Genomic DNA, 22,215 nt, shown 5'->3' with positions numbered 1-22,215 from the left:
GGTCGGAGCCGAGTGCGGAACTGCTCGTCAGGGGCGGGCGTGAACACCCATGCCTCCGGAGACGATGAGATTGTCGCCGGTGATGTAGCCGGCGGCGTCCGAAGCGAGGAAGGCCACGGCTTCGGCGATATCGGCGGGAGCGCCGACGCGGCCAAGCGGGACGTCCCGGGCCCAGGAGTCGATCATTTCCTGGGAGACACCCATCTTGCTGTAGGCAGGGGTGTTGATCAGTCCTGGGCTGACGGCGTTGACGCGGATGCGGCGGGGGGCGAGTTCGAGCGCGAGGGACCGCATGAGGGGCAACAGAGCGCCCTTGGCGGCTGTCATGGCGGCTCCGACCCCTTCACCGGCGCCCACGGTGAACACGACCGAGGCGCCCTCGTTGAGGAGCGGGAGCGCCTTTTGCAGGGTGAAGAAGGTGCCCTTGACGTTGATGTCGAACAGGGCATCGAAGGCGTCTTCGCCGATTGACTCGATCGGGCCGGGACGGGAGATGCCCGCGTTGAGGAAGAGCAGGTCGAGGGAGCCGAATTGGCGGCGCGCCTGCTCCATTGCGCGGTCGATGTCCGGCAGGGACCGTGCGTCGGCCCGGACGACCGTGACGTCTTCGGGAAGTCCGGCGTTGGCGAGGTTGCTGACTCCGGTGACCATGACGCGGTAGCCGCGAGAGTGGAGCAGTTCAGCAGTCGCCTTGCCGATGCCGCTGGTTCCACCGGTGATCAAAGCTGCAGGTGCAGACATGATGCGTTCCTTCGCGTACTTCTGGGAGGCAGGGGGGTGATCGGTGAGCGGCTCCGGCCCGTGGGCGGCGGGCCGTGCCGCGACGGTCACCGTGTGACAGCGTACGACCGCTTGGCAGCGACTGCCAAGTTGCGCGTGAGCATCACTCTGGCAGCACTGAGTTAAGCTGGGCGCATGAAGCAGGAAGCGGAGACAGCGAGGGGTGCACCGGCCACACTGTGGGACCGGACACGGCAGCTGGCCTCCCGAGAGATCCTTGAGACGGCTCTGCGCCTGTTCACCGAGCAGGGCTACGACGAGACGACCATCGCCCAGATCGCCCGAGAGGCCGGTGTCTCCCAGCGCACCCTCTTCCGCTACTTCGGCACCAAGGAGGACCTTCTCGGTGGCAACCAGAACCGGTTTGGGCAGGTCCTGACGGACACGATCAGCGAACTGCCGGCCGAAGTCGGTGTCTGGGAGGCCCTGCGCGCCGGGGTTGCTGCCGTACTGGCCTTGCACGACAGCCGCGAACAGGCCCTGGAGCGGTTCCGTCTCCTGCACAACACCGCATCGCTGCGTGCCGGTTGGCTCGAAAAGCGACTGCGATTCCAGGAGGACCTGCTGCCGCTCATCGAGGCGCGCATGGACGCTGCTACCGGCAGCGTGAGCGTGAAGGCCCGCGCAGTGATCGCGACGGCGTTCGCATGCCTGGATGCCGCATCGATGACGTGGGTCGACAATGACGGCAAGGGCGACATCATGGACCTGTACGACGAGTGCCTGGCTGCAGTGCGTGGCTGACCAGCCCAGAAACAGTGGACCGACAGCGCCAAATTCATCGGCCTGACGCATATCACCAGCAACCCTGAGACCGACGCGGCGGACGTTCGGATCTTCGAAGAACGCGACCGCAGGATCGTCGCCCGGCTCGCCGCCGGACAAGAACAGCGGTCGCCGAGTCCACGAACGTCACCCCACAAGCGCGCACCCGCCTCATCGCCATCGCCGGGCGCTTCAACGCCCCGGTGACCATGCTGCGTTTCACCCCGGACCTCGGCGCTCTCCTCCAGCAGCACTCGGGGCGAGACCGTACTGACATCACCGCCGCAGACGTCCGCGCCTACGCCGCAGAAATGGCCTGGCACGCCGGGGCTGACCAACTGCGCTCCGAGGGCGCAAACGCCGTCCACGACGTCCCCGGACGCCGTCAAGGGGCCACGCCCGCCCAGGCCGCAGCCCACTTCTCATTCACCTGACAACTCGACGCATCCAGACCCGCCTTCCGGCGGCCCTCACGAACTTCTGCGGTGCAGCACCAGTGCCGCCCGGGCGACTGCCGCGCCCATGAGTACCGGCTCGGCGCAGGGCGCCCGGTCCGGAGAACTGGCACCGCAGGACCGGGGCTTGGCCTCGCAGGCCCCGGAAGTTGGCGTCGCGCTGCATTGCACCGTCGACACAGCACTCGGGCACTCCTCGATGAACCGGACCGCCATCAGGTACGCAGCCACGCCGCCGAAGCGAACCCCTCAGCGAAAGGGAGGCGGGCATCCGCGGATCTCCCGCTTCTACTGAGCGCCGAACGACGGCAAGCCCCACCTGATCCTGGTTGAGCTCGCTCCGACCGGTGCCGCGCACCGGGGCGCGCCATAGCCGTGCCTCCGGTGTCAGCGCCGGATCGACGCCCGGCGCAACCGCAGACACGCTTGGCTCGTCGGCTGAGAAGTGCCGGTCTCTCAGCCCCCGACGAGGGCGACGAGCTTGATGAAGACCAGGTCGGGACCGGCGGTGAGATCCACGACTTCCTCGAGGTCCTCAACCTGGCGATCGCCGGCCAGCACGAAGAACCCGTTGGCCAGGAAGGCGCGTTCGGCGATCTCGGCCTGACGCTCCCAGTCGATGCGGCGGGGCTCGCGGAGTCGGTAGCCGTTCAGCTCGGTCTCGGCGTCGTCGGGGCGGACGAGGCCGTTGAAGCGGTTGCTCGGGCGGGCGTTGTGCCGGGCGACCTCCTCACGGACCCGGAGCCTGATCAGCTCCCGTACGGTCATCCGTTCGGGCAGCCCGGCGACTTCCCACTCGGTGAGCGGCTTGCCCGTCGCGGTCTCGTCCCGGAATGTCACGGTGGCCATCAGGCACCTCGCTTGATCTGGCGGAGGATGGTCTCGTCGGTGATCTTGGTGTCGGCTGCGAGCAGGAATGCCTTGCTGAGGATCAGGGAGAGCCGTTCGTCCTCGAACGGCAGGAAAACCTTGCCGTCGCCCTTGCCGCGCGAGGGGACGATGCACAGGTAGGCGTCGTCGGGTTCCATCAGGATGTTGGCCGAGCCCAGATGGATCTTGTATGTTCCCAGGTCCCCCCGGACCGACAGGAAGCGGCCGTCGAGCGAGCACCGGCCGGCGATCTTCAGGCGCGGCAGGATCCGCTCCAGTGCCTCGCGGCGGACCTCGGCGCTCGCCGTCAGCGCACCGAACGTGGTCGTCCGCCAGTACACGGCATGGCGGTCCTCGCCCCGGTCGGTCCAGTCGGGATCGGCGGCGATCGACGTCACGCCCACGAACAGATCGACGTCCCGCATCGCCTCGCTGAACACCAGCTTGGGCACCTCCGCCAGCGCAGCCTCCCGCCAGCGCCGGCCGTCCCGCCGTTCGAAGCGGACCTGGTCGGTCGCGGCGTGCTCGGGTGCGTAGCCGCCGCCGTCGTCGTCCGCGGCGGGCTCGTGGTGGAAGCAGGCCCGCCACTCGCCGTCGCCGAACTCGGCCCGCGCCCTGCCGTCGTAGCCGCCGTCGTGCCGGCCGAGGAAATTGGCCTGCCAGCCGCGTTCCTTGAACAGCGCGTAGAGCTGGTGGTAGTGAACGACGTGGGCGGCGAACCGGTTGGAGTAGACGCCGGTCTCCTCCTCCGCCGGGGTGAGCAGGTAGATTTCCCGAAAGGCCTGTTTGAACGGCTGCCGCAGCCGCTCGGCGACGAGCCGCTCCCGCCACGTCCTGACGTCGCCCCTCGACGCCCGGATCGGATGCCACAACCGGACGCGCTCAGGCCGGCCGGGCGGCTCGGCCATCGGTGCCACCGCACGCCACTCGCCGTCGGCATCCTCGACGTATCGGAACTCCCAGATCAGACCGCGGACGAGGGTCCCGGTGACGGGATGGTCGCGGTAGTAGCGGCACCACTCGTCGTACGGCCACTCACGGCCGGCCGACATCAGCGCCTCGACGCGGGCCCGCTCGCCCGACAGTGTCCCCCGCACCTCCTTGGCCAGGGCCTTCAACTCCTGGAGCTCATCCGGGAAGCCGTCCTTCACCGCCGCCGGAGCCGTGCGGGACGTCTGCCCGTCGGGGCGTGTGAAGCTGAGCCGCACGGTCGCCGCTCCCTCGATCGCCACCCGTACCCGGTGTCCGCCCAACTCCTGTTCCAGCGAGCCGTCCGGCGCCAGGTTGTGGTCCGGCACGCTGCGCTCGATGAGCTGCTCCGCGGTGATGCCCTGCTTCCCGGCTGCCGTCACCAATGCCGTGTCGAGCTGCTTGCGCAGAGCACGGTGCTTGATGCGGGTCCGCAACCGCCACAGCACCTCCACAGAGGCAGGATCGCCGGTCTCCGCCAGCGCGTTGATCGCCGCGCCCGCCAGCTTGAGATCCTCGGCCATGCCGGTTCCGAGGCCGCCGGTCCGCAGAGCGAGCGCGTCGAGATGCCGCACCGCGGCCGGGCCGCCGGTCAGCGCGGCCGCCCAGACGACGCCGCGCGCCAAGTCCCCGTCCTTCTGGTGGACGACGTAGTGGTAGTGGTGATCGCCGTGGAGCCACCCGGTGTGTGCACCGTGTCCCCTGCTGCACAGCGGATCGTCCCCGGCCAGCGCCATCAGGACGTCGGCCACGAGGTCCCGCGCCGACGCCGCGTCCGCGAGTTCGAGGCACGTCCGCCGCCATCCCTGCGTGGGACGCGGACCCGACAGACTCGCCAAGTGCCTTATAAAATTTGCCAGTTCAGGCGTCGGCGAGGCCTTCGCACGGTCGCTCAGCGGGAAGGCCCAGGGAGCGTCGGCAGGGATCAGTCCCTCGGGGATGTGCGCCTCGTCCACGCTCGCGAGCAGCGCGCGCAGACGCTGGGCGAGCGACGCGCGCAAACGCGCCTCGACCGTGGCGTCCGTGAGTTCGGTGTGGGCGCGTCGCAGCCAGGGCGCGACCGCACGGCGGCCGTCGACGTCCAGCTGGTCGGCGGCGTTCAAGACCAGCCCCAACGCATCGGCGAACCAGAAGCCCATGCGGTACTCGGTCGCGCGCAGCAGCATCACCGCGACCTCCTCGGGCGTCCAGCCGCGCACCCGCGAGATCAAGGGCCCGATCTCGGCGTCGTACTGCCAAAAGCTCGTGTCGTCGAAGCGGGCGGCCAGCATGAGGCACAGGACCGCGGCCCTGCCCTCCTCGTCCGCGCAGGCCGCGAGCCGCCCTTCGAGCTCGGCCTGGGTCGCCGCGCCCGCGCCCCTGAATCGCCGGTGCTCGTGCCCCATGGCCCGACGGAACTCGGTCCGCTGTCGCTCCAGGAGGTCGACGAGCCAGCGGACGCGGTGGAGCGCGGCGGACCTCACGTCGTCGAGCGAGTCGTTCCTACGGGTTTCGGCCACCAAGGCGTCGTACAACATGGCGAGATGATGACAGGGGGCACTGACAACGCGATCAACTCGGACCAGCCCCGTCGCCCGCACGCCGAAGTAAAGCCGGCGCCGGCAGCGGCCGGGTCACCGACCAGAAGCGCCGGACCGGCCCCGCCCCGTCGATGGCCACCGCCTCACGCACCTCTCTCGGCACCGACCGCAGTCCGGCCGGCTTCCCCCGTTTCATGGCCGACCGAGCCGAGGTCGAGCGCTGGAAGCAGACCTTCGCCCTGTACTTCGGCGAGGTCGAGGGCGACCCGACGCCCGGCCGGCTCGGGCTGCACCCGGGGGCGTAGCGGCTCATGTCCACGGTCTTACCAGCCGTCCAAGGCATGATCGGTACGGTGGTATCGGGACGACCAGAGGGGCGGCACGACCGTGGGCGAGAAGGCGGAGATCACGACGGCGAAGGAGGCCGCGGATCACGAACTCATCCTGGCATTCGGCCGGCTGCAGGGTGCGGCCAACCGGCTGGAGTACATCCTCGGCCGGGCGCTCGAGGTGGAGTGCGGTATCAGCCATCTGATGTTCGAGGTGCTGCTGATCCTCGGCCGGGCGGGCGAGCCGGGGCTCTCGATGCGGGCCGTCGCCCAGGAGCAGGTCCTGACGACCGGCGGCGCCACCCGGCTGGTGGACCGCATGGAGGCGGCCGGGCTGGTCGAGCGCGCGGAGGATCCGGACGACCGGCGCGGGCGGCTGGTGCGGCTGACCGCGCTGGGCGAGGAGACGGTCGTCCGCGCGTCCCGGGTCCACCTGGAGAACATCAAGCGATACCTTGTGGACCCCCTGCCCGCGGCGGACCGGAAGCGGTTCACGGAGGATCTCCGGATCCTCAGCCACACGGCTCGGGACCTGCTGCCCCGCCTTCCCTGACCTGCTGACCAGTGGCAGCGCCAATGCAGTGACCTCACATCCGTGTGTCCCACCTCACAAGCATGTCGAAATATCTGACGAGTCAGTTACTGTTTTGTCAGATGAATCGCCCGCAACCCGCGGGCACCACTCCTCTGCCGAGGTCTTCGATGAAGCTCGTCTACGTCTTCGACGCCTACTGCGGCTGGTCGCACGGGTTCTCCGGAACACTGAGCCAGGTCGTCGCCCGCCATCCCGAACTGCCGGTCGAGGTCGTCTCCGGCGGCCTGTTCACCGGGTCGCGCCGGGTGCCGATCCGCGAGTTCGGCTACGTGCAGGGCGCGAATGCCAAGATCGCCGAGCTGACCGGCGCCGAGTTCGGTGAGGCGTACGAGCGGCTGATCGCCGACGACTCGTTCGTGATGGACTCGGAGGCCGCCGCGCGCGGTGTCGCCGCCCTGCGCCAGGCCGCGCCGGCCCGTGCGGCCGAGCTGGCCGTCACCCTGCAGCGGGCCTTCTACGTCGACGGCCTCAGCCTCTCCGACGCCGCGACCTACCGGAAGGTCGCCGAGGAGGCCGGGCTGGACGCCGACGCCGTGGTCGCCGCCTTCGACGGGTCCGAGGTGCGGGTGGCGGCCGGCTCCGACTTCCACCGGTCCGCCTCGCTGGGCGTCACCGGCTTCCCCACCCTGCTGGCCGTCGACGGCGACTCGGCCACTCCCCTGGCCCACGGCCATGCCACCGCCGACGAGGTCGACCGACGGCTGGCGGCCCTTCGTACCCACTGAACTTCCCCGTCCCCACCCGCCCCTCCCCGCAAGGAGTCATCCATGAGCACCCTCTCCTTCAAGGTCCTCGACCTGGACTTTCCGGCCGGCAGCAAGAACAAGACCGCCACGCTCGTCACCGGCGAGAACGATGCCCTGCTGGTGGACGCCGCCTTCACCCGCGCCGACGGCCACCGCCTGGCCGCCGAGATCCTCGACTCGGGCAAGAAGCTGACGACCGTCTTCGTCAGCCACGCCGACCCCGACTTCTACTTCGGCGCCGAGGTCCTCGCCGACGCCTTCCCGGACGCCGTCTTCGTCGCCACCCCGATCGTCATCGAGCACATCCAGCACTCCTACGAGGGCAAGCTCAAGGCGTGGGAGGCGCTCGGCCCCAACCTGCCCACCCGCCTGGTCGACCTCACCCCACTGACCGGCGACCTCGCTCTGGAGGGCCACCGCTTCGAGCTCAAGGGCGGCCCGGCCGGTCTGCCCGACCGACACTACCTGTGGCAGGCCGAGCACCGCGCCCTCCTCGGCGGGGTCCTGCTCTTCCAGCAGGAGCACGTCTGGGTCGCCGACACCCCCACCCCCGGCGACCGCGCCACCTGGATCGATCTCCTGGACGAAATGGCTGCCCTCGACCCGGAGTTGGTCGTCCCCGGCCACCGACTGCCCGCCACCCCGGCGGACACCTCCGCCATCACCGCCACCCGCGACTACCTCCTCGCCTTCGAGGAAGAGCTCGGCAAGGCCGCCGACGGCGCCGCGCTGACCGACGCCCTCGTCCAGCGCTACCCCGACAACGGCATGCTGATCGCCGCCCAGATCGGGGCGAAGGTCGCCAAGGGCGAGATGAAGTGGGGCTGACATGACCGAGTTCGCCGCATCCACCGCTCCGGCCGACGTCGTACGCCGCCAGTACCTGGCCTCGGCCGCCGGCGACCTGACCGCCCTGCGGGCCACCCTCGCCCCCGACGTGGAGTGGAAGGAGATGGCCGGCTTCCCCCTCGCGGGCACGTACCGCACCCCCGACGGGGTCACCGCCAACGTGATGGAGAAGCTCGGCCAGGACTGGGACGACTGGACCGCCCACGACGACACCTACGTCGTCGACGGCGAGAACGTCGTCGTTCTCGCCCGCTACACCGCCGCCAACAAGGCCACCGGCAAACCGATCGACGTCCGCGTCGCCCACCACTTCGTCGTACGCGGCGGACTCATCGTGCGCTTCGAGCAGTTCGTCGACACAGCGCTCGTCCGCGAGGCCATGACGCCATGACGCCATGAGCGACTGAGCGGTCCCGGTCCGGCGGCGGAGCAGCTCCGAGTTGTTCGGTTGCCCGCCGCCCGACCACCGCCTCCGACGCCTGCCCATCCGCTCCGACGGCTGAGCCGATCGCGTCAGTCGTTGTCGCCCCGCTCGCCCGTGGCGGTCTTGGAGAACCCGTCCTGCCAGGCGGCCTTCGCCCCGGAGTCGCCGATCCGGTACACGTCCACGACCGCGCCCGCGGCCACCCCGACGGACAGCACCACTGCCGCCACCCGCACGAGCAGCGCGGACCGGGACGAGGCCGACCGGGTCGACTGCTCTCCGGGAGCGGCCTGTGCCGCGGCCGACCGTCGCGTCGTCCACCAGAGCGCCGTCGCCAGCACGAACAGGCCCGCGGCCCAGGGGAGCAACCCGTCGCCGAGTTCGGCGTGCCGGCGCACCAGGGCGTTGCTGTCGACGTGCTCCTCCAGCCACTCGCCGGCCTCCGTGGCCAGGGGCACGCTCACCAGCGTCAGCAGGGCCAGCACCGGCAGCACGATCCCCATGCGCCGGGCGGCACTCGGCCATATCGCGCCGGCCACGACCGCCAGTGCGCTCAGGGGAACGAGCACGACGACGACGTGCACGATCAGAACGTGTGCCGGCAGACCGTTGACAACGGTGAGGCTCATCGGGTGTTCCTCCAGAAAGGCGACCGTGAGAAATCGGCTCGGGCACGTCCGCGCGTGCCGGCCGGTGGGGCGCGTCAGCCTGGCACAGGAATCTCTCAGGTTCCTCTGAGCCCACACCCTTCGGAAAACCTTGAACTTGAGTCCTGCGACCTCCGTTACCGCCCTCCACGGAGCGCATGGGGCCAAACGGCCCCTTGTGGCGCAGCCCGGCCGGAGACGCAGACTGGATGACGAGAGCACAGCCGTTCTCACGGTCCGAAAGCGGGTCTGACGCATGGACGGGCAGGTCACGGGCTCGACGGAGGAAATGCGGGTGCTGGTCGTGGAGGACGACCGCAGCATCGCGGAGTCCTTGGTGCGTGGCCTGCGGCAGGCCGGATACGCGGTGGAGGGGGTTCGTACCGGCCGGGCCGCCCTGAGCGCTGCGGTTCCCGACGTCGTGCTGCTCGATCTGGGCCTGCCCGACATCGACGGGGTCGAGGTGTGCCGGATGCTGCGCGCGCGGTCGGATGCCGCGATCATCGCGGTGACCGCGCGCGGTGAGGAAGCGGACCGGGTGGTGGCCCTGGACGAGGGCGCCGACGACTACCTGGTCAAACCGTTCGGGCTGGCCGAGCTGCTGGCACGGGTCCGGGCGGTACTGCGCCGTAGACGCCCCGCCGGCCCGGAGATCCTGCGGCACGGGCCACTGGCGCTCGACCTGCGCACCCGGCAGGTCTCGGTGGACGGCCGGCCTATCGCGCTGACCCCGAAGGAGTTCGGCATCCTGGAGTGCCTGGCCGCCGACCCGGGCAGGGTGGTGAGCCGGCAACAGATCCTGGAACGGGCCTGGGACGCCCACTGGTACGGGCCCACCAAGGTCCTGGACGTGCACATCGCGGCGCTGCGCCGCAAGCTCGGCGCGCCGGGGCTGATCGAGACGGTCTACGGGCACGGTTTCCGGCTCGGTGCGGCCGAGGGGACGCGGGAGCGGCCGTGACCCGGCGCCTCACCTGGACGCTGCTCGCCCTGACCTCCGTGCTGCTGGTGCTGGCGGTCGTACCGCTGGCCGTGCTGATGACGGCACGTGACCGCGTCGCCTTCCGCGACGATCAGCGGGCGGCCACCCGCGTGATCGCCGCGGCGGCCGAGGAGCATCTTTCCGACCGCAAGCCGGCGACCGGCATGCGCGAGGAGCTGGACGCCGCGGCACGAGCGGGGGACTGCGCCGCCGTGTACGACGCCTCCGCGCGCCTGGTGGCGAGTACCCCCTGTGCGGCGGCCCAGGGTGAGGAGGCACAGGAGCTGGTGAGGGACGTGCTGGCGGGGCACGAGCCGGAGCCGCCGGAGGACGAGGGCCGGCTGCTGGCCGCGGAACCGGCCGGTGAGGTCCGGCAGCCCGCCGGCGCCGTCGTCCTGGCCCGTTCCGCGGCCCCGCTCGATGCCCGTATCGCCGCGATCTGGGGATGGTCCGCGGCGATCGGCGCTGCGGGGCTCGCCGCGTCCGTGCTGCTGTCCGTCCGCTTGGCCCGCTGGGTGAGCGGTCCCCTGTCCGCACTCGACGCCACCGCCAGGAAGCTGGGCGAGGGTGCTCTCGCCGAGCGGGCCGACGTCGGCGGCGGACCGCCGGAAGTACGCCGTCTGGCCGCCACGTTCAACACCATGGCGGCCCGCACGGAGGCTCTGGTGCACGGCCACCGGGCCGTGATCGCCGACGTGTCCCATCAGCTGCGCACCCCGCTGGCCGCGCTGCGGCTGCGGCTCGACGTCCTGGGTACCGGTGCCGAGGGCGACACCGCGGCGGAGCTGGACGCGGCCCAGGAAGAGATCGCACGGCTGTCACGGCTGGTCGACGGGCTGCTCGCGGTGGCGCGCGCCGAGCAGGCGACGCCTCGGCCGACCATGGTCCGCGTCGAGGAGGTGGTGGCGGAGCGGGTGGCCGCCTGGTCGCCGGTGGCCCAGGAGCGCGGCGTGCGTCTGAGCGCGTCGGAGGGGCCCGCTCTGACCGCCTCCCTGGGCAGTGGCCACTTGGAGCAGATCCTGGACAACCTGATCGCCAACGCCCTGGACGCCGTTCCCGACGAAGGGAACGTGGCGGTCGGCCACCAGGTGGTGGGGGGCTCGGCCCAGGTGTGGGTGAGGGACGACGGCCCCGGGATGACCGACGAGGCGAAGGCGGTCGCCTTCCGCCGGTTCGGCAATCCCGCGGCCAGGGGCACGGGGCTCGGGCTGGCCATCGTCCATCGGCTGGTCACCGCCAACGGGGGCGGCGCGCGGTTGGAGGACACGCCGGGTGGGGGGCTGACCGTCGTCATGCAGCTGCCTCTGTGGGCGGGACAGCACTGAGATCTTCACCGGCTCTGATCTTTACCGGTTCTGAAGAAGACGTGAGCGGGTTCCCGGGTGCCGTGGGCACAGCCTGGAGGTGCACGCAGCCGATTCCGGGCCGCCGATCCACCAGGAGCCGCTGCCATGTCCCCCTCGCCCGACGATTTCGACCAGCCCCTGCCCCCGCCCGACCCGGCACGCGCACACGATCGCGATCGCGGCCTGCGGCGGAGCCGCCGTCTCACCCGCTGGATCGCCGTCGCCGCAGTGACCGGTGCGGCAGCCCTGGGCAGCCTCTACACCCACCTGCTCCCCGGGAGTTCGGCCTCACCCGTGCCGTCGAGCCCGCCGGTCCAGAACCCCGCAGCGTCCTCCGCCGTCGCCCCGAAAGCCGACGACGACGGGGACCACGGCGACTCGGCCCGTCACGAGAACGACGACGGCGAGGACGACGACGCGGGAGCGGCCCCCACGTCGCAGCCGGCACCTCAGCCCCCGGCGCAGCCGCCCACTCCCACCCGGCAACAGCCCCACACCACGACGGGGGCGTCATGACCACCCGCGCTCCCGCCCCGTCCCCCGCCGAAGCCGTGTTCCCGGCGCTCGGCACCACTGCCGTGCTGCTCGTGACCGACCCGGACGCCCTGCCGGCCGCCGAGGCCGTCCTGCGCGCCGAGCTGGCCGCCGTCGACCTCACCTGCAGCCGTTTCCGGCCGGACTCCGAACTCACCCGCGTCAACCTGAACGCGGGCAACCCGACGACGGTCGGCGAACGCTTCGCCGATGCCCTCCAGGCCGCTCTCCGCGCCGCCCGGCTCACCGACGGTGCTGTCGATCCGACCGTAGGACGGGCCATGACCGCCCTCGGCTACGACCGCACCTTCGCCTCTCTGCGTCCCGAGGACGCCCGCCCGCTGCCACCTGCTCTCCCCGCCCCCGGATGGCGGCGGATCGTCTTCGACGCGCGCTCCCGGCGGCTGCGTCTGCCCCCGGGCACCCACCTCGACCTGGGCGCGACCGCGAAGGCCCGCACCGCCGACCGCGCCGCCGTCCATGCCGCCGCGGTCACCGGCTGCGGAGTCCTGGTCAGTCTCGGCGGCGACCTGGCGGTAGCCGGTCCGGCCCCGGACGGGGGCTGGAGGATCGCCCTCGCCGACGACCACGCCCGGCCCGCCACGGACCACGGCCCGGCCGTCGCGGTGACCGGCGGGGCACTCGCGACCTCCGGCATCCGGGTACGCACCTGGCAACGCGCCGGACGCACCCTGCATCACATCGTCGACCCGGCCACCGGCGAACCCGCCACCCCCGTCTGGCGCACCGTGACCGTCGCGGCCGCCACCTGTGTGGACGCCAACACCGCCAGTACGGCGGCGATCGTCCTGGGCGACAGGGCGGTCGACTGGCTGCGCGGCACCGCTCTGCCCGCCCGGCTGGTGGCCCTGGACGGCCGCCTCGTGCGTCTCGGCGGCTGGCCGCCCGACTCCGCCCCCGCCACCACGCCCCGTGCCGCCCCTGGAGATCCGCGATGACGACCCTGGCCCTGACCGGAAGCCCCCTGTGGTACGCCAGCCGCGCGGGCGGAACCCTCGCCCTGCTGCTGCTCACCGCCACCGTGGTGCTCGGCATCGTCTCCGGCGGGCGGGCCAGTCCCCGCCGCGTCGCCCGCTTCGAACTCGGCGTGCTGCACCGCAACCTGTCCCTGCTCACTCTGGTGTTCCTCGTCGTGCACGTCGTGACGGCGGTGCTCGATCCGTTCGTCCACCTGGGGTGGGCGGTGTCCGTGGTGCCGTTCGGGGCGTCCTACCGTCCGCTGTGGCTCGGCCTCGGCACGGCCGGGCTGGATCTGCTGCTGGCCGTCGCGGTCACCAGCGGGCTGCGCCGGCGCCTGGGGGTGCGCCGCTGGAAGGCCGTGCACTGGCTGGCGTACGCGGCCTGGCCGCTCGCCCTCTTCCACGGCGTGGGCACCGGCACCGACACCCGGCTGCCCCTCCAGCTGTGGCTGTACGCCGGGTGCGCCGGCGCGGCGGTCGCGGCCGTGTGGTGGCGGCTGCTGAGGGCCGCCGCCCCGGGGCGGGTCGCCGGACGCCTGACCGCCGCCGTCGCCGCTGCCGCCGTACCGGTGATGCTCACCGCCTTCCTCGCCACCGGGCCGCTGCAGCCCGGCTGGTCCCAGCGCGCCGCGTCGACGGTGGTTCTTCCCGGGGGTGGACGATGACCTCCTCGGCCGCGGCGCGTTTCGCGCCCCATCCCCTCGCCCCCGGACCGGGCGATCCGGCCGCCCGGCTGCTGGCGGGCTGGTATGCCACCGGCCGACCGGCGACCCTGGCCGATCACCTGAGGCACTACGGGCCACCCCCCTTGGCCTCGGCGACCGGCGGCCGCACCCCCCTGCCGCTGGCGGAGGCCATGACGGCAGCCGGGCTCACCGGGCGGGGCGGCGCCGGGTTTCCCACCGCTCGCAAGCTGGGCGCGGTCGCCGCGCGGCGGGGCCGCTGCGTGGTCGTCGTCAACGCCATGGAGAGCGAACCGGCCAGCCGCAAGGACCAGTTCCTGATCGCCGTCGCGCCCCATCTCGTCCTCGACGGCGCCGTGCTGGCCGCCATGGCGGTCGGCGCGGACACCGTCCACGTGTGCCTGCCCCGCGACCGCGCTGCCCAGTACCGGCGGCTGAGCACTGCCGTGGACGAGCGCCGACGCGCCCGCCTGGACCAGGTACGGCTGCGTCTGCACGCCCTTCCGCACTCCTACGTCTCCAGCGAGTCGACCTCTCTGGTGCGCTGGCTCAACGGCGGCCCGGCCCGGCCCCAGGGCGGCCCGCCGCGCACCCACGAGCGGGGCGTCGGGCGACGTCCCACGCTGGTCCACAACGCCGAGACCCTCGCCCATCTGGCTCTGATCGCCCGCTACGGACCGGCCTGGTACCGGCAGGTCGGCACGCCGGACGAGCCCGGGACCCTGCTCGTCACCGTCTCCGGAGCCGTCCGCGCTCCGGCTGTGCTGGAGGTGGCGCTGGGCACGCCGCTCGCCACGGTCCTCGACCGGGCCGGCGGCGCCACGCAGCCGCTGCGCGCGGTCCTCCTCGGCGGCTTCGCCGGTACCTGGCTCCCCGCCGAGCAGCTGCGCACCCCGCTCACCCGGCACGATCTGGCCCCGCTGGGTGCCGCACCCGGCGCCGGCGTGCTCGTCGCACTGCCCGAGGCGTCCTGCGGGCTGACCGAGACGGCCCGCGTCCTCACCTACCTGGCCGCGCACAGTGCCCGCCAGTGCGGCCCCTGCCGTCTCGGCCTGCCCGCCGTGGCCGAGGACTTCACCGCCCTGGCCGCCGGACGGGCGGACGCGGACCTGCTGTCCCGTCTGCGCCGTCGCGTCGGCCTGCTGCCGGACCGGGGCGCCTGCCGCCATCCCGACGGCGCAGCCCGCCTCGCGGCCTCCGCGCTGCACGCGTTCGCCGACGACGTCGACCACCACCTCACCCACGGCGCCTGCCCGGCCGCCCACCGGCCGCCCCGGCTCCCCGTGCCACCCGCCACCGCCCCGGAGACCTGGCGATGAGCCGCGCCCGCACCCTGCGCATCGACCGCATCGCCTGCACGGGGCAGGGCCTGTGCGCCGAGTTGCTCCCCGAACTGATCGACCTCGACGAATGGGGATACCCGGTCCTCAAGGACAGGACCGTCCCCGACCGACTGCGCGCCCACGCCCGCCGGGCCGTCGCCGCCTGCCCCGTTCTCGCCCTGCACACGGACGACGACCGGACCTGACCAGCAGGTCGACCCCGCCGTACGGCCCAGGCGGCGGGGCCGTTCGTCCCCTGCCGGAAACGCCGACCGGCGCGATGTGATGGACGGGGACCGGAACGAAGGTCGCCGCGACAGCCGGACAAGGTGTGCCATGGACAACTCCACCGGAATCACCCTCACGGCACGGCTGCGCCGACTGACCGGCGCGGTCGTCTCCCCACGACTCGAACCCGCGCTCCTGACCGTCACCGCGGCGGCTCTGACGGCCGGCGGCATCGCCTGGCTCGTCGGCGCCGGCGGCCTCGCGGACCTGTTCTGGGGCCTGGGCACGATATCCGCCGTCCTGCCCGCGGTGGGGTGGGTGCTGCAGGCGCTGCGGCACGGGCGCGCGGGCGTGGACCTGATCGCCGTACTGGCGCTGGGCGGCACCCTGGCCGTGGGCGAGTACCTGGCCGGGGCCCTGATCGCGCTGATGCTCGCCACCGGCCGCACCCTCGAGGCCGCCGCCCAGCGGCGTGCCTCCCACGACCTGCGCGCCCTGCTCGAACATGCGCCGCGCTCTGCGCGGCGCCGTACGGACGCCGGGGTGGACACGGTGCCGCTGGCCGAGGTCGGTGTCGGCGACCTGCTCGTCGTGGGTCCCGGCGAAGTGATCCCCGTGGACGGCCGGGTGGAGAGCGCCGCCGCCGTCCTCGACGAATCGGTGCTCACCGGTGAGCCCCTCCAGGTCGAGCGGCCGCAGGGCGAAACGGTCCGCAGCGGTGTGGTCAACGCGGGCGGTGCCTTCGAGCTTCGGGCGATCGCGACCGAGCAGGACAGCACCTACGCGGGCATCGTGCGACTGGCCCGGCAGGCCGGGGCGGAGTCCGCGCCCGTGGTGCGGCTCGCCGACCGCTACGCGGCCTGGTTCCTGCCCCTGTCCCTCGTGGTGGCGGGACTGGCCTGGCTGATCAGCGGATCCGCGGTACGGGCGGTCGCCGTGCTGGTGGTCGCGACGCCCTGCCCTCTCCTGCTGGCCGCGCCGGTCGCGATCGTCTCCGGTCTCTCCCGCGCCTCCCGCCTCGGCGTGGTCATCCGCGACGGCGGCGCCCTGGAGAGCCTCGGCCGCGCCCGCACCTTGCTGCTGGACAAGACCGGCACCCTCACCGGCGGCCGCCCCCGCGTCCTGGACGTGACCGCCGCTCCCGGCCGTAAGCCCGCTGAGGTGCTCCGCCTGGCAGCGTCCCTCGACCAGTACTCGCCACACGTCCTCGCCCACGCCATCGTCGACACGGCCCGGGAACGCAAGCTGGAGCTGTCGGTTCCGGCGGACGTCACGGAGGAGCCCGGACGCGGCGCCTCGGGCACGGTGGACGGGCACCGGGTCTACATCGGCCGTCTCGACCCCTCGGACGTACAGCCTTCCTGGGCCCGCGCCGTCGACAATCGCGCCCTCCTCGACGGCGCGGCCGTCGCCTGGCTGACCGTCGACGGACAGCCGGCCGGCGCCGTCCTCCTGCGCGACCCCGTCCGACCCGACGCACCCCGCACCCTGCGCCACCTGCGGGCGGCGGGCATCGAACGGCTGATGATGCTGACCGGCGACCGCGCCGAACCCGCTCAGGAGGTGGCCGCCGTCCTCGGTCTCGACGACGTGCGTGCCGGGCTCAGCCCGGCCGGCAAGGTCGCCGTGGTGCGCGCCGAACGCGAACGCGCGGTCACCGTGATGGTCGGCGACGGCGTCAACGACGCTCCCGCCCTCGCCTCGGCGGACATCGGCGTGGCCATGGGGGCACGGGGCTCCACCGCCTCTTCCGAAGCCGCCGACATCGTCCTGACCACCGACCGCGTCGACCGCCTGGCCGACGCCGTCTCCATCGCCGTACGAGCCCGGCGCATCGCCGTACAGAGCGCGCTCGGCGGCATGCTGATGTCGCTCGCCGCCATGGCCGCGGCAGCCTTCGGCTTCCTCCCGCCCGCCGTCGGCGCGCTGCTCCAGGAGGGCATCGACGTCGCCGTCATCCTCAACGCCCTGCGCGCCCTGCGCGTCGACCAGACCGCACGACCGGCCCTCACACCCACCGCCGAAGCACTCGTCCACCGCTTCGCGGCCGAACACGACGACCTCCAGGACGTCCTCGAAGCCGTACGCGACGCCGCCGACCGGCTCTCCGACGGCCCCGGCCCCAAGGCCCTCTCGGCCGTCGAGGAGACCCACCGCCTGCTCACCGAACGACTGCTGCCCCACGAACACGCCGAAGAGCACCAGCTCTACCCCGCCCTGGCCCCCGCCCTCGGCGGCCCCGAGGCCACCGCCACCATGAGCCGCGCCCACGCCGAGATCGAACGCCTCTCCCGCCGCATCGCCACCCACCTGCGCCTGGCCCACGCCGACGGCGGCCTCACCCCCGGCCAACTCGACGACCTGCGCTCCAGCCTCTACGGACTGAACACCGTCCTGCGCCTGCACTTCACACAGGAGGAGGAGAACTACTTCTCGCTGGCCCCGTGAGAAGGCCCTGGCCTCGGCGACCATCCGGCTCGGGACGCGGGCAGCACGGGCAGGGCGCCGGCTCGGGACCCGGTGCGAGCGCGCCCGTGGTGGTCGACGACAGCACCGTCGGCTCCGTGCACCTGGTCATCTCGGCCGGCTCCGGGTCGGCGGGCCTGACCGTCGCCCGGGGCCGGGTGGCCTCGGCGCCGTCGCCCTGGCACTGGCACTGGCACTGGCACTGGCACTGGCCGTGAGCTGGTTCGTCACCGGCGCCTGACCGCTCCCGTGATCCGGGGCGCGGGCCGGGTCCGATGCCGGTGCCGGGTCCCGTGCCGGGTCCGGTACCGATGCCGGGTCCGGTACCGGTGCCGGGTCCGGTACCGGTGCCGGGTCCGGTACCGGTCGTCTCAGGTATGGATGATCTGGCCGTCGGCAGCGTGCTCGTAGAACTCGCCGACCATGATGATCCCCTGGACCGGGTCGACCAGATCGTCCTTGTCGAGCTCGAACAGGTCCGCGGCCACCTTGCAGGCGCAGAGGCCCGCGCCGGTGTCGGAGACCATCTCGATGAACTCGGGGATCGGCGGGATGTCGATCTTGTCCATCTTGGGCTCCATGTACCGACCAGATCCGGCACGTCGGGCATGCCGCCCAGCAGGGTCGGCAGGGTCGGCAGGTGCAGACCGGGGTTGCCGACGGTGTTCAGCTGTCGCGGGCGGGAGCGGACGAGGTGGTCGGCCGGGCCGGCCCGAACAGCGCCAACAGCAGTCCGGCGGGGTAGCCGTGGCCGTCGTCCTCGTCGACGACGACCGTGATCCGGAAATGCCGCTCGTCGTACCCGCGTTGCAGCCGGTTGACCGTCATGCTGCCGACGGTTCCGCTTCCGGGAATCAGGATGTGTTTGCCCATGTCGCCACTGCTGCGCGGGAGATGAGGACGGGTCATGGGCCACTGATCCCCACCCGAGTACCCGCCGGGCATGCCTTCGCCCAGCCCCTCGCTCCCCACAGCCGAGTTGCCGGCCGCAGACCCGCTGATAAAATACCCAGCAGGGTATATCGCCGCGGCAGCTTGCACGAGGGCCGAACGGCTCCTGCCGCACCCCGTCGGCCTCTCGATCCGCCGCGCCGTCCGCGGTCCACTGGAGTCCGACAGCAGTCGGCACAGCGAGAAGGGCCCGGCCATGACCGCGAGCACGCACCAGACCCTCGGCACGAACCGGCCGCAGTCCACGGACGTGAACCGTTTCGAGGTCACCCACGTCGAGCGGGACGCCTACACCGTGGACATCCGCGGCCACCGCCTCCAGGTCGACCAGCCCGTCGACGCGGGCGGCACGGACACCGCGCCCACCCCCACCGAACTGTTCGCCGCCTCCCTGGCCACCTGCGTCGCCTTCTACGCGGGGCGCTACCTGCACCGCCACGGCCTGCCCCGCACCGGGCTACGGGTCCGTACCGAGTTCGCCATGGCCACCGACCGCCCGCCCCGCATCGCCTCCCTGCGCATCGTGGTCATCCCGCCGCCGGAGCTCCCCGAACGGCGCAGAGCGGCCCTGCTGGCCGTGGCCTCGCACTGCACGGTGCACAACACCCTCCACCAGCCGCCCGACGTCGAGATCGAGCTGGAGCCATGAGCACTCCCCTGGCGCCGGTCGCGTCAGCATGGCTGGAGCGCATCCGGGCCGGGCTCATCGGGGACGACGAGATGCTGGACGGCCCCTACGGCCCGAAGCGGATCGTCTACGCCGACTACACCGCCTCCGGCCGCTCGCTCGACTTCGTCGAGGACTTCGTCCGCGAGCAGGTGCTGCCCCGCTACGGCAACACCCACACGGAGAGCTCCAGCACCGGCCTGCAGACGACACGACTGCGTGAGGACGCCCGCCGGATCATCCGTGACGCGGTGGGCGGCGCCGAGGACGACCTCGTGATCTTCTGCGGTTCGGGCGCCACCGCGGCGGTCAACAAGCTGGTCGGCATCCTGGAGCTGCGCCGGCCGCAGAAGCCGCCTGAGGCCGAGCGGCCGGTGGTGTTCGTCGGGCCGTACGAGCATCACTCCAACGAACTGCCCTGGCGCGAGTCGATCGCCGACGTCATCGTCATCGACGCGGACCAGGACGGCCACATCGACCTCGCCCGGCTCAAAGCGGAACTGCGGCGATACGCCGACCGGCCGCTGCGCATCGGCAGCTTCTCCGCCGCCTCCAACGTCACCGGCATCCTCACCGACGCCGACCGCATCGCCCGGCTGCTGCACGCGCACGGCGCCCTCTCCTTCTGGGACTACGCGGCCGCCGCCCCGTACGTCCCGGTCCGCGTCGCGGAAAGCGAGCCCGGCGCGGGCGACCAGAAAGACGCGGTCTTCTTGTCACCGCACAAGTTCGTCGGCGGCCCGCAGACCCCGGGGGTGCTCGTCGTACGCCGGGAACTCGTGCGCAACCGGGTGCCCACCGCGCCCGGAGGTGGCACCGTCGCCTTCGTCGACCCGCTCGGCCACCGCTACCTCGACGACCCGGTCGCCCGGGAGGAGGGCGGCACCCCGGCCATCGTCGAGTCCATCCGCGCCGGGCTGGTCTTCGCCCTCAAACAAGCCGTCGGCACCGACACCATCCAAGCCGCCGAGGAGCGCCACTGGCGGCAGGCACTGGACCGCTGGGACACCAACCCGCGGATCGAGATCCTCGGCAGCCACCACGCCCGCCGCCTGTCCATCATCTCGTTCCGCATCCGCCACGGCGAGCACTCCTACCTGCACCACAACTACGTCGTCGCCCTGCTCAACGACCTGTTCGGCATCCAGGCCCGCGGCGGCTGCTCGTGCGCCGGACCGTACGGCCACCGCCTGCTCGCCATCGACGCGGCCACCTCGCACGCCCTGCTCGACGAGGTCGTCCACGGCTGCGACGGCATCAAGCCCGGCTGGACCCGCGTCAACTTCAACTACTTCATCAGCGACACCGTCCGCGACTACCTCATCGACGCCGTCGACCTGATCGCCGCGCACGGCCACCGGCTCCTGCCCGACTACCGCTTCGACCCGCACACCGGCCTGTGGCACCACCACGCCGGTGCCACCGATCCCCCGCTGCGTCTGACCGACGTGCGCTACACGACGGACGGCCGGCTCGCCGCACCCGCCGTCAGCCACCACCGGCTGGGCGAGACGGCTCTGTCCGGCCAACTCGACCACGCACGCGTCATACTCACCTGTCGTCCGGACCTCCTCGATGACGGCCCCACCGGGCTGCCGGCCGACTTCGAGCGCATGCGCTGGTTCCCGCTGCCGCCTGTCTGCCTGGACCAAAACGGGCCTGACGCCGGTTGACCCTTATACCCCGCGGGGTATAAGGGAGGAGCCCGGCAGCCAGGCCGACGATCGAACCGACCAAGGACAACTTCGAGGAGACCGGCGCCGGTTCGGAGATCGCGTTGATCGATTTCTGGGCGGCATGGTGCGGACCGTGCCGGATGTTCGGCCCCGTCTACGAGAGGGCGGCCGCACGCCACCCCGACATCACCTTCGGCACGGTCGACACCGAAGCACAGCTCGAACTCGCCGGGGCCTCCCAGATCTCGTCCATCCCCACGCTCATGGCCGTCCGCGACCGGACGGTCCTGTACTCGCAGGCGGGCGCGCTGCCGCCGCAGGCCCTGGAGGAGCTCATCGGCGGGATCCGGGCCGTCGGCATGAAGGACGTGAGCCGCCAAGCCGCAGGCCAGGCGAGAGCGAACTGACGCCCAGGGCACCCACGGAGCCTCCACGGGTGCCCTGGAACGCACCGCTCAGCGGTTACGCAGAGCGGCGAGCGCGGCGTCGAGATCGGCCGCCCGGGGACGGTTGTGGGGCAGCTTGCCGAGGACGGCCGCCATGCCGCAGGTGTTCGTGAGGGCGGAGAAGACCAGGCCACCCGCGATACCGGCCGAGATCAGCTGGAGGACAGGGTCCACGAGCAAACCCAGGAGGAGGCCGAGCAGGACCAGGCCGCCGGCGGTGAAGCGGACCTGGCGCTCCATGCTCCAGCCCGCCCGCGTGCCCGAGGCGGCCGGTGTGTGCAGATCGTGCCCCTCGGCGGCCCAGGCGCCGGTGCCGCCGACGAGGGTGGCGGTGGTGATGCCCTGCTCGGCCAGCAGCTTGCAGGCGTTCTCGGAGCGGGCGCCGGAGGCGCACACGACCAGGACGTCCGCGTGCTCTGCGGCGTGCCGTATCTCCGGCAGCGCGCGCCGGATGTGGTCGAGGGGAATGTTCAGGGCGCCGGGCAGGTGGCCGGAGGCGTACTCGGCGGGCGTGCGCACGTCGATGACGGTGAGCTCGTGCAGCCGGGTGCGGGCCTGGTCGGCGCCGATTGCGGCGGGGGCGGGAGAGCTGGTCATGGCAGATGTGATCCTTGATGGTCGACGTCGTCCCGAATCGGGACGTACAGTACCCCTAGGGGTATTTCTCGAGGAGTGATCGTGGAACTGGAGCTTGAGGGAGCGGATCTGAAGGCCGTGCTGAACCGGCTGCGCCGCGCGCAGGGCCAGATCTCCGGCGTGATCCGGATGATCGAGGAGGGGCGCGACTGCGAGGACGTCGTCACACAGCTCGCCGCGGCCTCCCGCGCGCTCGACCGGGCCGGTTTCGCGATCATCGCGACCGGCCTGCAGCAGTGCGTGGCGGACATCGACTCCGGGCGGAAGAACGGTGAGGACACGGACGCGATGCGCGCCCGGCTGGAGAAACTGTTCCTGTCACTGGCGTGAGAGCTCGCGCCGCGGCGGC

25 protein-coding genes and 3 pseudogenes are annotated in these 22,215 nt (G+C 72.1%); 20 read left to right on the top strand and 8 right to left on the bottom strand.

All coding sequences use genetic code 11. The features are described 5' to 3' along the window. Window positions 1-27: 27 nt before the first annotated feature. The gene (locus OG289_RS47695) at window positions 28-741 is read right to left on the bottom strand and encodes an SDR family NAD(P)-dependent oxidoreductase (protein ID WP_327320273.1); all 714 of its coding nucleotides are present in this window, start codon (window positions 739-741) and stop codon (window positions 28-30) included. Window positions 742-915: 174 nt separating this feature from the next. On the opposite strand from OG289_RS47695, the gene OG289_RS47690 reads away from it, so the two are divergent. Both OG289_RS47690 and OG289_RS47685 read left to right on the top strand, forming a co-directional pair. Then, complete coding sequence (locus OG289_RS47690; RefSeq protein ID WP_327320272.1) at window positions 916-1,524, top strand: TetR/AcrR family transcriptional regulator; 609 nt, start codon at window positions 916-918, stop codon at window positions 1,522-1,524. Window positions 1,525-1,709: 185 nt separating this feature from the next. Further along, window positions 1,710-1,979, top strand: a pseudogene (locus OG289_RS47685) (ATP-binding protein); the annotation flags it as partial. Window positions 1,980-2,456: 477 nt separating this feature from the next. On the opposite strand, the gene OG289_RS47680 reads toward OG289_RS47685, so the two are convergent. The 3 genes and pseudogenes from OG289_RS47680 to OG289_RS47670 all read right to left on the bottom strand — a co-directional run. Further along, a complete protein-coding gene (locus tag OG289_RS47680) occupies window positions 2,457-2,849 on the bottom strand; it encodes a hypothetical protein (RefSeq protein ID WP_327320271.1) in 393 nt (130 codons plus the stop codon). Continuing rightward, window positions 2,849-5,356, bottom strand: coding sequence for a DUF4132 domain-containing protein (locus OG289_RS47675; protein ID WP_327320270.1), 2,508 nt, complete (start codon window positions 5,354-5,356; stop codon window positions 2,849-2,851). Before OG289_RS47675 ends, OG289_RS47680 begins: the two co-directional genes overlap by 1 nt. Before the next feature lie 70 nt (window positions 5,357-5,426). Beyond that, window positions 5,427-5,537: pseudogene (locus tag OG289_RS47670) on the bottom strand (sugar ABC transporter permease); the annotation flags it as partial. 1 nt (window position 5,538) lies between these two features. Between OG289_RS47670 and OG289_RS47665 the strand changes: the two are divergent. The 5 genes and pseudogenes from OG289_RS47665 to OG289_RS47645 form a co-directional block, all read left to right on the top strand. After that, window positions 5,539-5,664: pseudogene (locus OG289_RS47665) on the top strand (ABC transporter substrate-binding protein); the annotation flags it as partial. 82 nt (window positions 5,665-5,746) lie between these two features. Continuing rightward, window positions 5,747-6,241, top strand: coding sequence for a MarR family winged helix-turn-helix transcriptional regulator (locus OG289_RS47660; RefSeq protein WP_327320269.1), 495 nt, complete (start codon window positions 5,747-5,749; stop codon window positions 6,239-6,241). Between the two features lie 149 nt (window positions 6,242-6,390). Next, a complete protein-coding gene (locus OG289_RS47655; protein WP_327320268.1) occupies window positions 6,391-7,008 on the top strand; it encodes a DsbA family protein in 618 nt (205 codons plus the stop codon). Between the two features lie 42 nt (window positions 7,009-7,050). Next, window positions 7,051-7,857, top strand: a complete 807-nt coding sequence (locus OG289_RS47650; RefSeq protein ID WP_327320267.1) for an MBL fold metallo-hydrolase — start codon at window positions 7,051-7,053, stop codon at window positions 7,855-7,857. A gap of 1 nt (window position 7,858) precedes the next feature. Then, the gene (locus OG289_RS47645; RefSeq protein WP_327320266.1) at window positions 7,859-8,269 is read left to right on the top strand and encodes a nuclear transport factor 2 family protein; all 411 of its coding nucleotides are present in this window, start codon (window positions 7,859-7,861) and stop codon (window positions 8,267-8,269) included. 122 nt (window positions 8,270-8,391) lie between these two features. On the opposite strand, the gene OG289_RS47640 is transcribed toward OG289_RS47645, so the two are convergent. After that, window positions 8,392-8,931 (bottom strand): DUF2231 domain-containing protein, encoded by a 540-nt coding sequence (locus OG289_RS47640; protein WP_327320265.1) that lies wholly within the window; start codon window positions 8,929-8,931, stop codon window positions 8,392-8,394. A 274-nt stretch (window positions 8,932-9,205) separates the two neighbouring features. Between OG289_RS47640 and OG289_RS47635 the strand changes: the two genes are divergently transcribed. From OG289_RS47635 to OG289_RS47595, 9 genes are all read left to right on the top strand, one after another. Next, on the top strand, window positions 9,206-9,910 hold the full coding sequence (locus OG289_RS47635; protein ID WP_327320264.1) for a response regulator transcription factor: 705 nt from the start codon (window positions 9,206-9,208) through the stop codon (window positions 9,908-9,910). After that, window positions 9,907-11,256, top strand: coding sequence for a sensor histidine kinase (locus tag OG289_RS47630; RefSeq protein ID WP_327320263.1), 1,350 nt, complete (start codon window positions 9,907-9,909; stop codon window positions 11,254-11,256). The genes OG289_RS47635 and OG289_RS47630 overlap by 4 nt, the downstream gene beginning before the upstream one ends. Before the next feature lie 126 nt (window positions 11,257-11,382). Continuing rightward, the gene (locus OG289_RS47625) at window positions 11,383-11,793 is read left to right on the top strand and encodes a hypothetical protein (protein ID WP_327320262.1); all 411 of its coding nucleotides are present in this window, start codon (window positions 11,383-11,385) and stop codon (window positions 11,791-11,793) included. Then, window positions 11,790-12,770: an FAD:protein FMN transferase gene (locus OG289_RS47620; protein WP_327320261.1), complete on the top strand. Its 981-nt coding sequence runs from the start codon at window positions 11,790-11,792 to the stop codon at window positions 12,768-12,770. The genes OG289_RS47625 and OG289_RS47620 overlap by 4 nt, the downstream gene beginning before the upstream one ends. Then, window positions 12,767-13,456: a ferric reductase-like transmembrane domain-containing protein gene (locus OG289_RS47615; protein WP_327320260.1), complete on the top strand. Its 690-nt coding sequence runs from the start codon at window positions 12,767-12,769 to the stop codon at window positions 13,454-13,456. Before OG289_RS47620 ends, OG289_RS47615 begins: the two co-directional genes overlap by 4 nt. After that, on the top strand, window positions 13,453-14,793 hold the full coding sequence (locus OG289_RS47610) for an NADH-ubiquinone oxidoreductase-F iron-sulfur binding region domain-containing protein (protein ID WP_327320259.1): 1,341 nt from the start codon (window positions 13,453-13,455) through the stop codon (window positions 14,791-14,793). Before OG289_RS47615 ends, OG289_RS47610 begins: the two co-directional genes overlap by 4 nt. Continuing rightward, window positions 14,790-15,002 carry a ferredoxin gene (locus OG289_RS47605; protein ID WP_327320258.1) on the top strand — a complete coding sequence of 71 codons (213 nt, stop codon included), beginning with the start codon at window positions 14,790-14,792 and terminating at the stop codon, window positions 15,000-15,002. The genes OG289_RS47610 and OG289_RS47605 overlap by 4 nt, the downstream gene beginning before the upstream one ends. A gap of 130 nt (window positions 15,003-15,132) precedes the next feature. Next, a complete protein-coding gene (locus OG289_RS47600; protein WP_327320257.1) occupies window positions 15,133-17,472 on the top strand; it encodes a heavy metal translocating P-type ATPase in 2,340 nt (779 codons plus the stop codon). Between the two features lie 86 nt (window positions 17,473-17,558). Then, window positions 17,559-17,708 carry a hypothetical protein gene (locus OG289_RS47595; RefSeq protein ID WP_327320256.1) on the top strand — a complete coding sequence of 50 codons (150 nt, stop codon included), beginning with the start codon at window positions 17,559-17,561 and terminating at the stop codon, window positions 17,706-17,708. 153 nt (window positions 17,709-17,861) lie between these two features. On the opposite strand, the gene OG289_RS47590 is transcribed toward OG289_RS47595, so the two are convergent. Then, a complete protein-coding gene (locus tag OG289_RS47590; RefSeq protein WP_327320255.1) occupies window positions 17,862-18,059 on the bottom strand; it encodes a DsrE/DsrF/DrsH-like family protein in 198 nt (65 codons plus the stop codon). Between the two features lie 97 nt (window positions 18,060-18,156). Further along, window positions 18,157-18,399 carry a hypothetical protein gene (locus OG289_RS47585; RefSeq protein WP_327320254.1) on the bottom strand — a complete coding sequence of 81 codons (243 nt, stop codon included), beginning with the start codon at window positions 18,397-18,399 and terminating at the stop codon, window positions 18,157-18,159. Window positions 18,400-18,637: 238 nt separating this feature from the next. Between OG289_RS47585 and OG289_RS47580 the strand changes: the two genes are divergently transcribed. Genes OG289_RS47580 through OG289_RS47570 form a run of 3 tightly spaced genes read left to right on the top strand, consistent with a single transcriptional unit; the run spans window position 18,638 to window position 21,191 of the window. Next, entirely contained in the window at window positions 18,638-19,090 is a 453-nt protein-coding gene (locus OG289_RS47580) for an OsmC family protein (protein WP_327320253.1), read from the top strand. Further along, window positions 19,087-20,781 carry an aminotransferase class V-fold PLP-dependent enzyme gene (locus OG289_RS47575; protein WP_327320252.1) on the top strand — a complete coding sequence of 565 codons (1,695 nt, stop codon included), beginning with the start codon at window positions 19,087-19,089 and terminating at the stop codon, window positions 20,779-20,781. Before OG289_RS47580 ends, OG289_RS47575 begins: the two co-directional genes overlap by 4 nt. Window positions 20,782-20,831: 50 nt before the next feature. Beyond that, window positions 20,832-21,191 carry a thioredoxin family protein gene (locus tag OG289_RS47570; RefSeq protein ID WP_327321017.1) on the top strand — a complete coding sequence of 120 codons (360 nt, stop codon included), beginning with the start codon at window positions 20,832-20,834 and terminating at the stop codon, window positions 21,189-21,191. Between the two features lie 48 nt (window positions 21,192-21,239). On the opposite strand, the gene OG289_RS47565 is transcribed toward OG289_RS47570, so the two are convergent. Continuing rightward, window positions 21,240-21,827, bottom strand: coding sequence for a rhodanese-like domain-containing protein (locus OG289_RS47565; RefSeq protein ID WP_327320251.1), 588 nt, complete (start codon window positions 21,825-21,827; stop codon window positions 21,240-21,242). Between the two features lie 81 nt (window positions 21,828-21,908). On the opposite strand from OG289_RS47565, the gene OG289_RS47560 reads away from it, so the two are divergent. Next, window positions 21,909-22,196, top strand: a complete 288-nt coding sequence (locus OG289_RS47560; RefSeq protein ID WP_327320250.1) for a metal-sensitive transcriptional regulator — start codon at window positions 21,909-21,911, stop codon at window positions 22,194-22,196. Window positions 22,197-22,215: the final 19 nt, after the last annotated feature.

The organism is Streptomyces sp. NBC_01235 (genome assembly GCF_035989285.1).
Classification (GTDB): Bacteria; Actinomycetota; Actinomycetes; order Streptomycetales; family Streptomycetaceae; genus Streptomyces.
The sequence above is the reverse complement of the archived record's forward strand: the minus strand, read 5'-3'. Positions and strand labels throughout refer to the sequence as shown.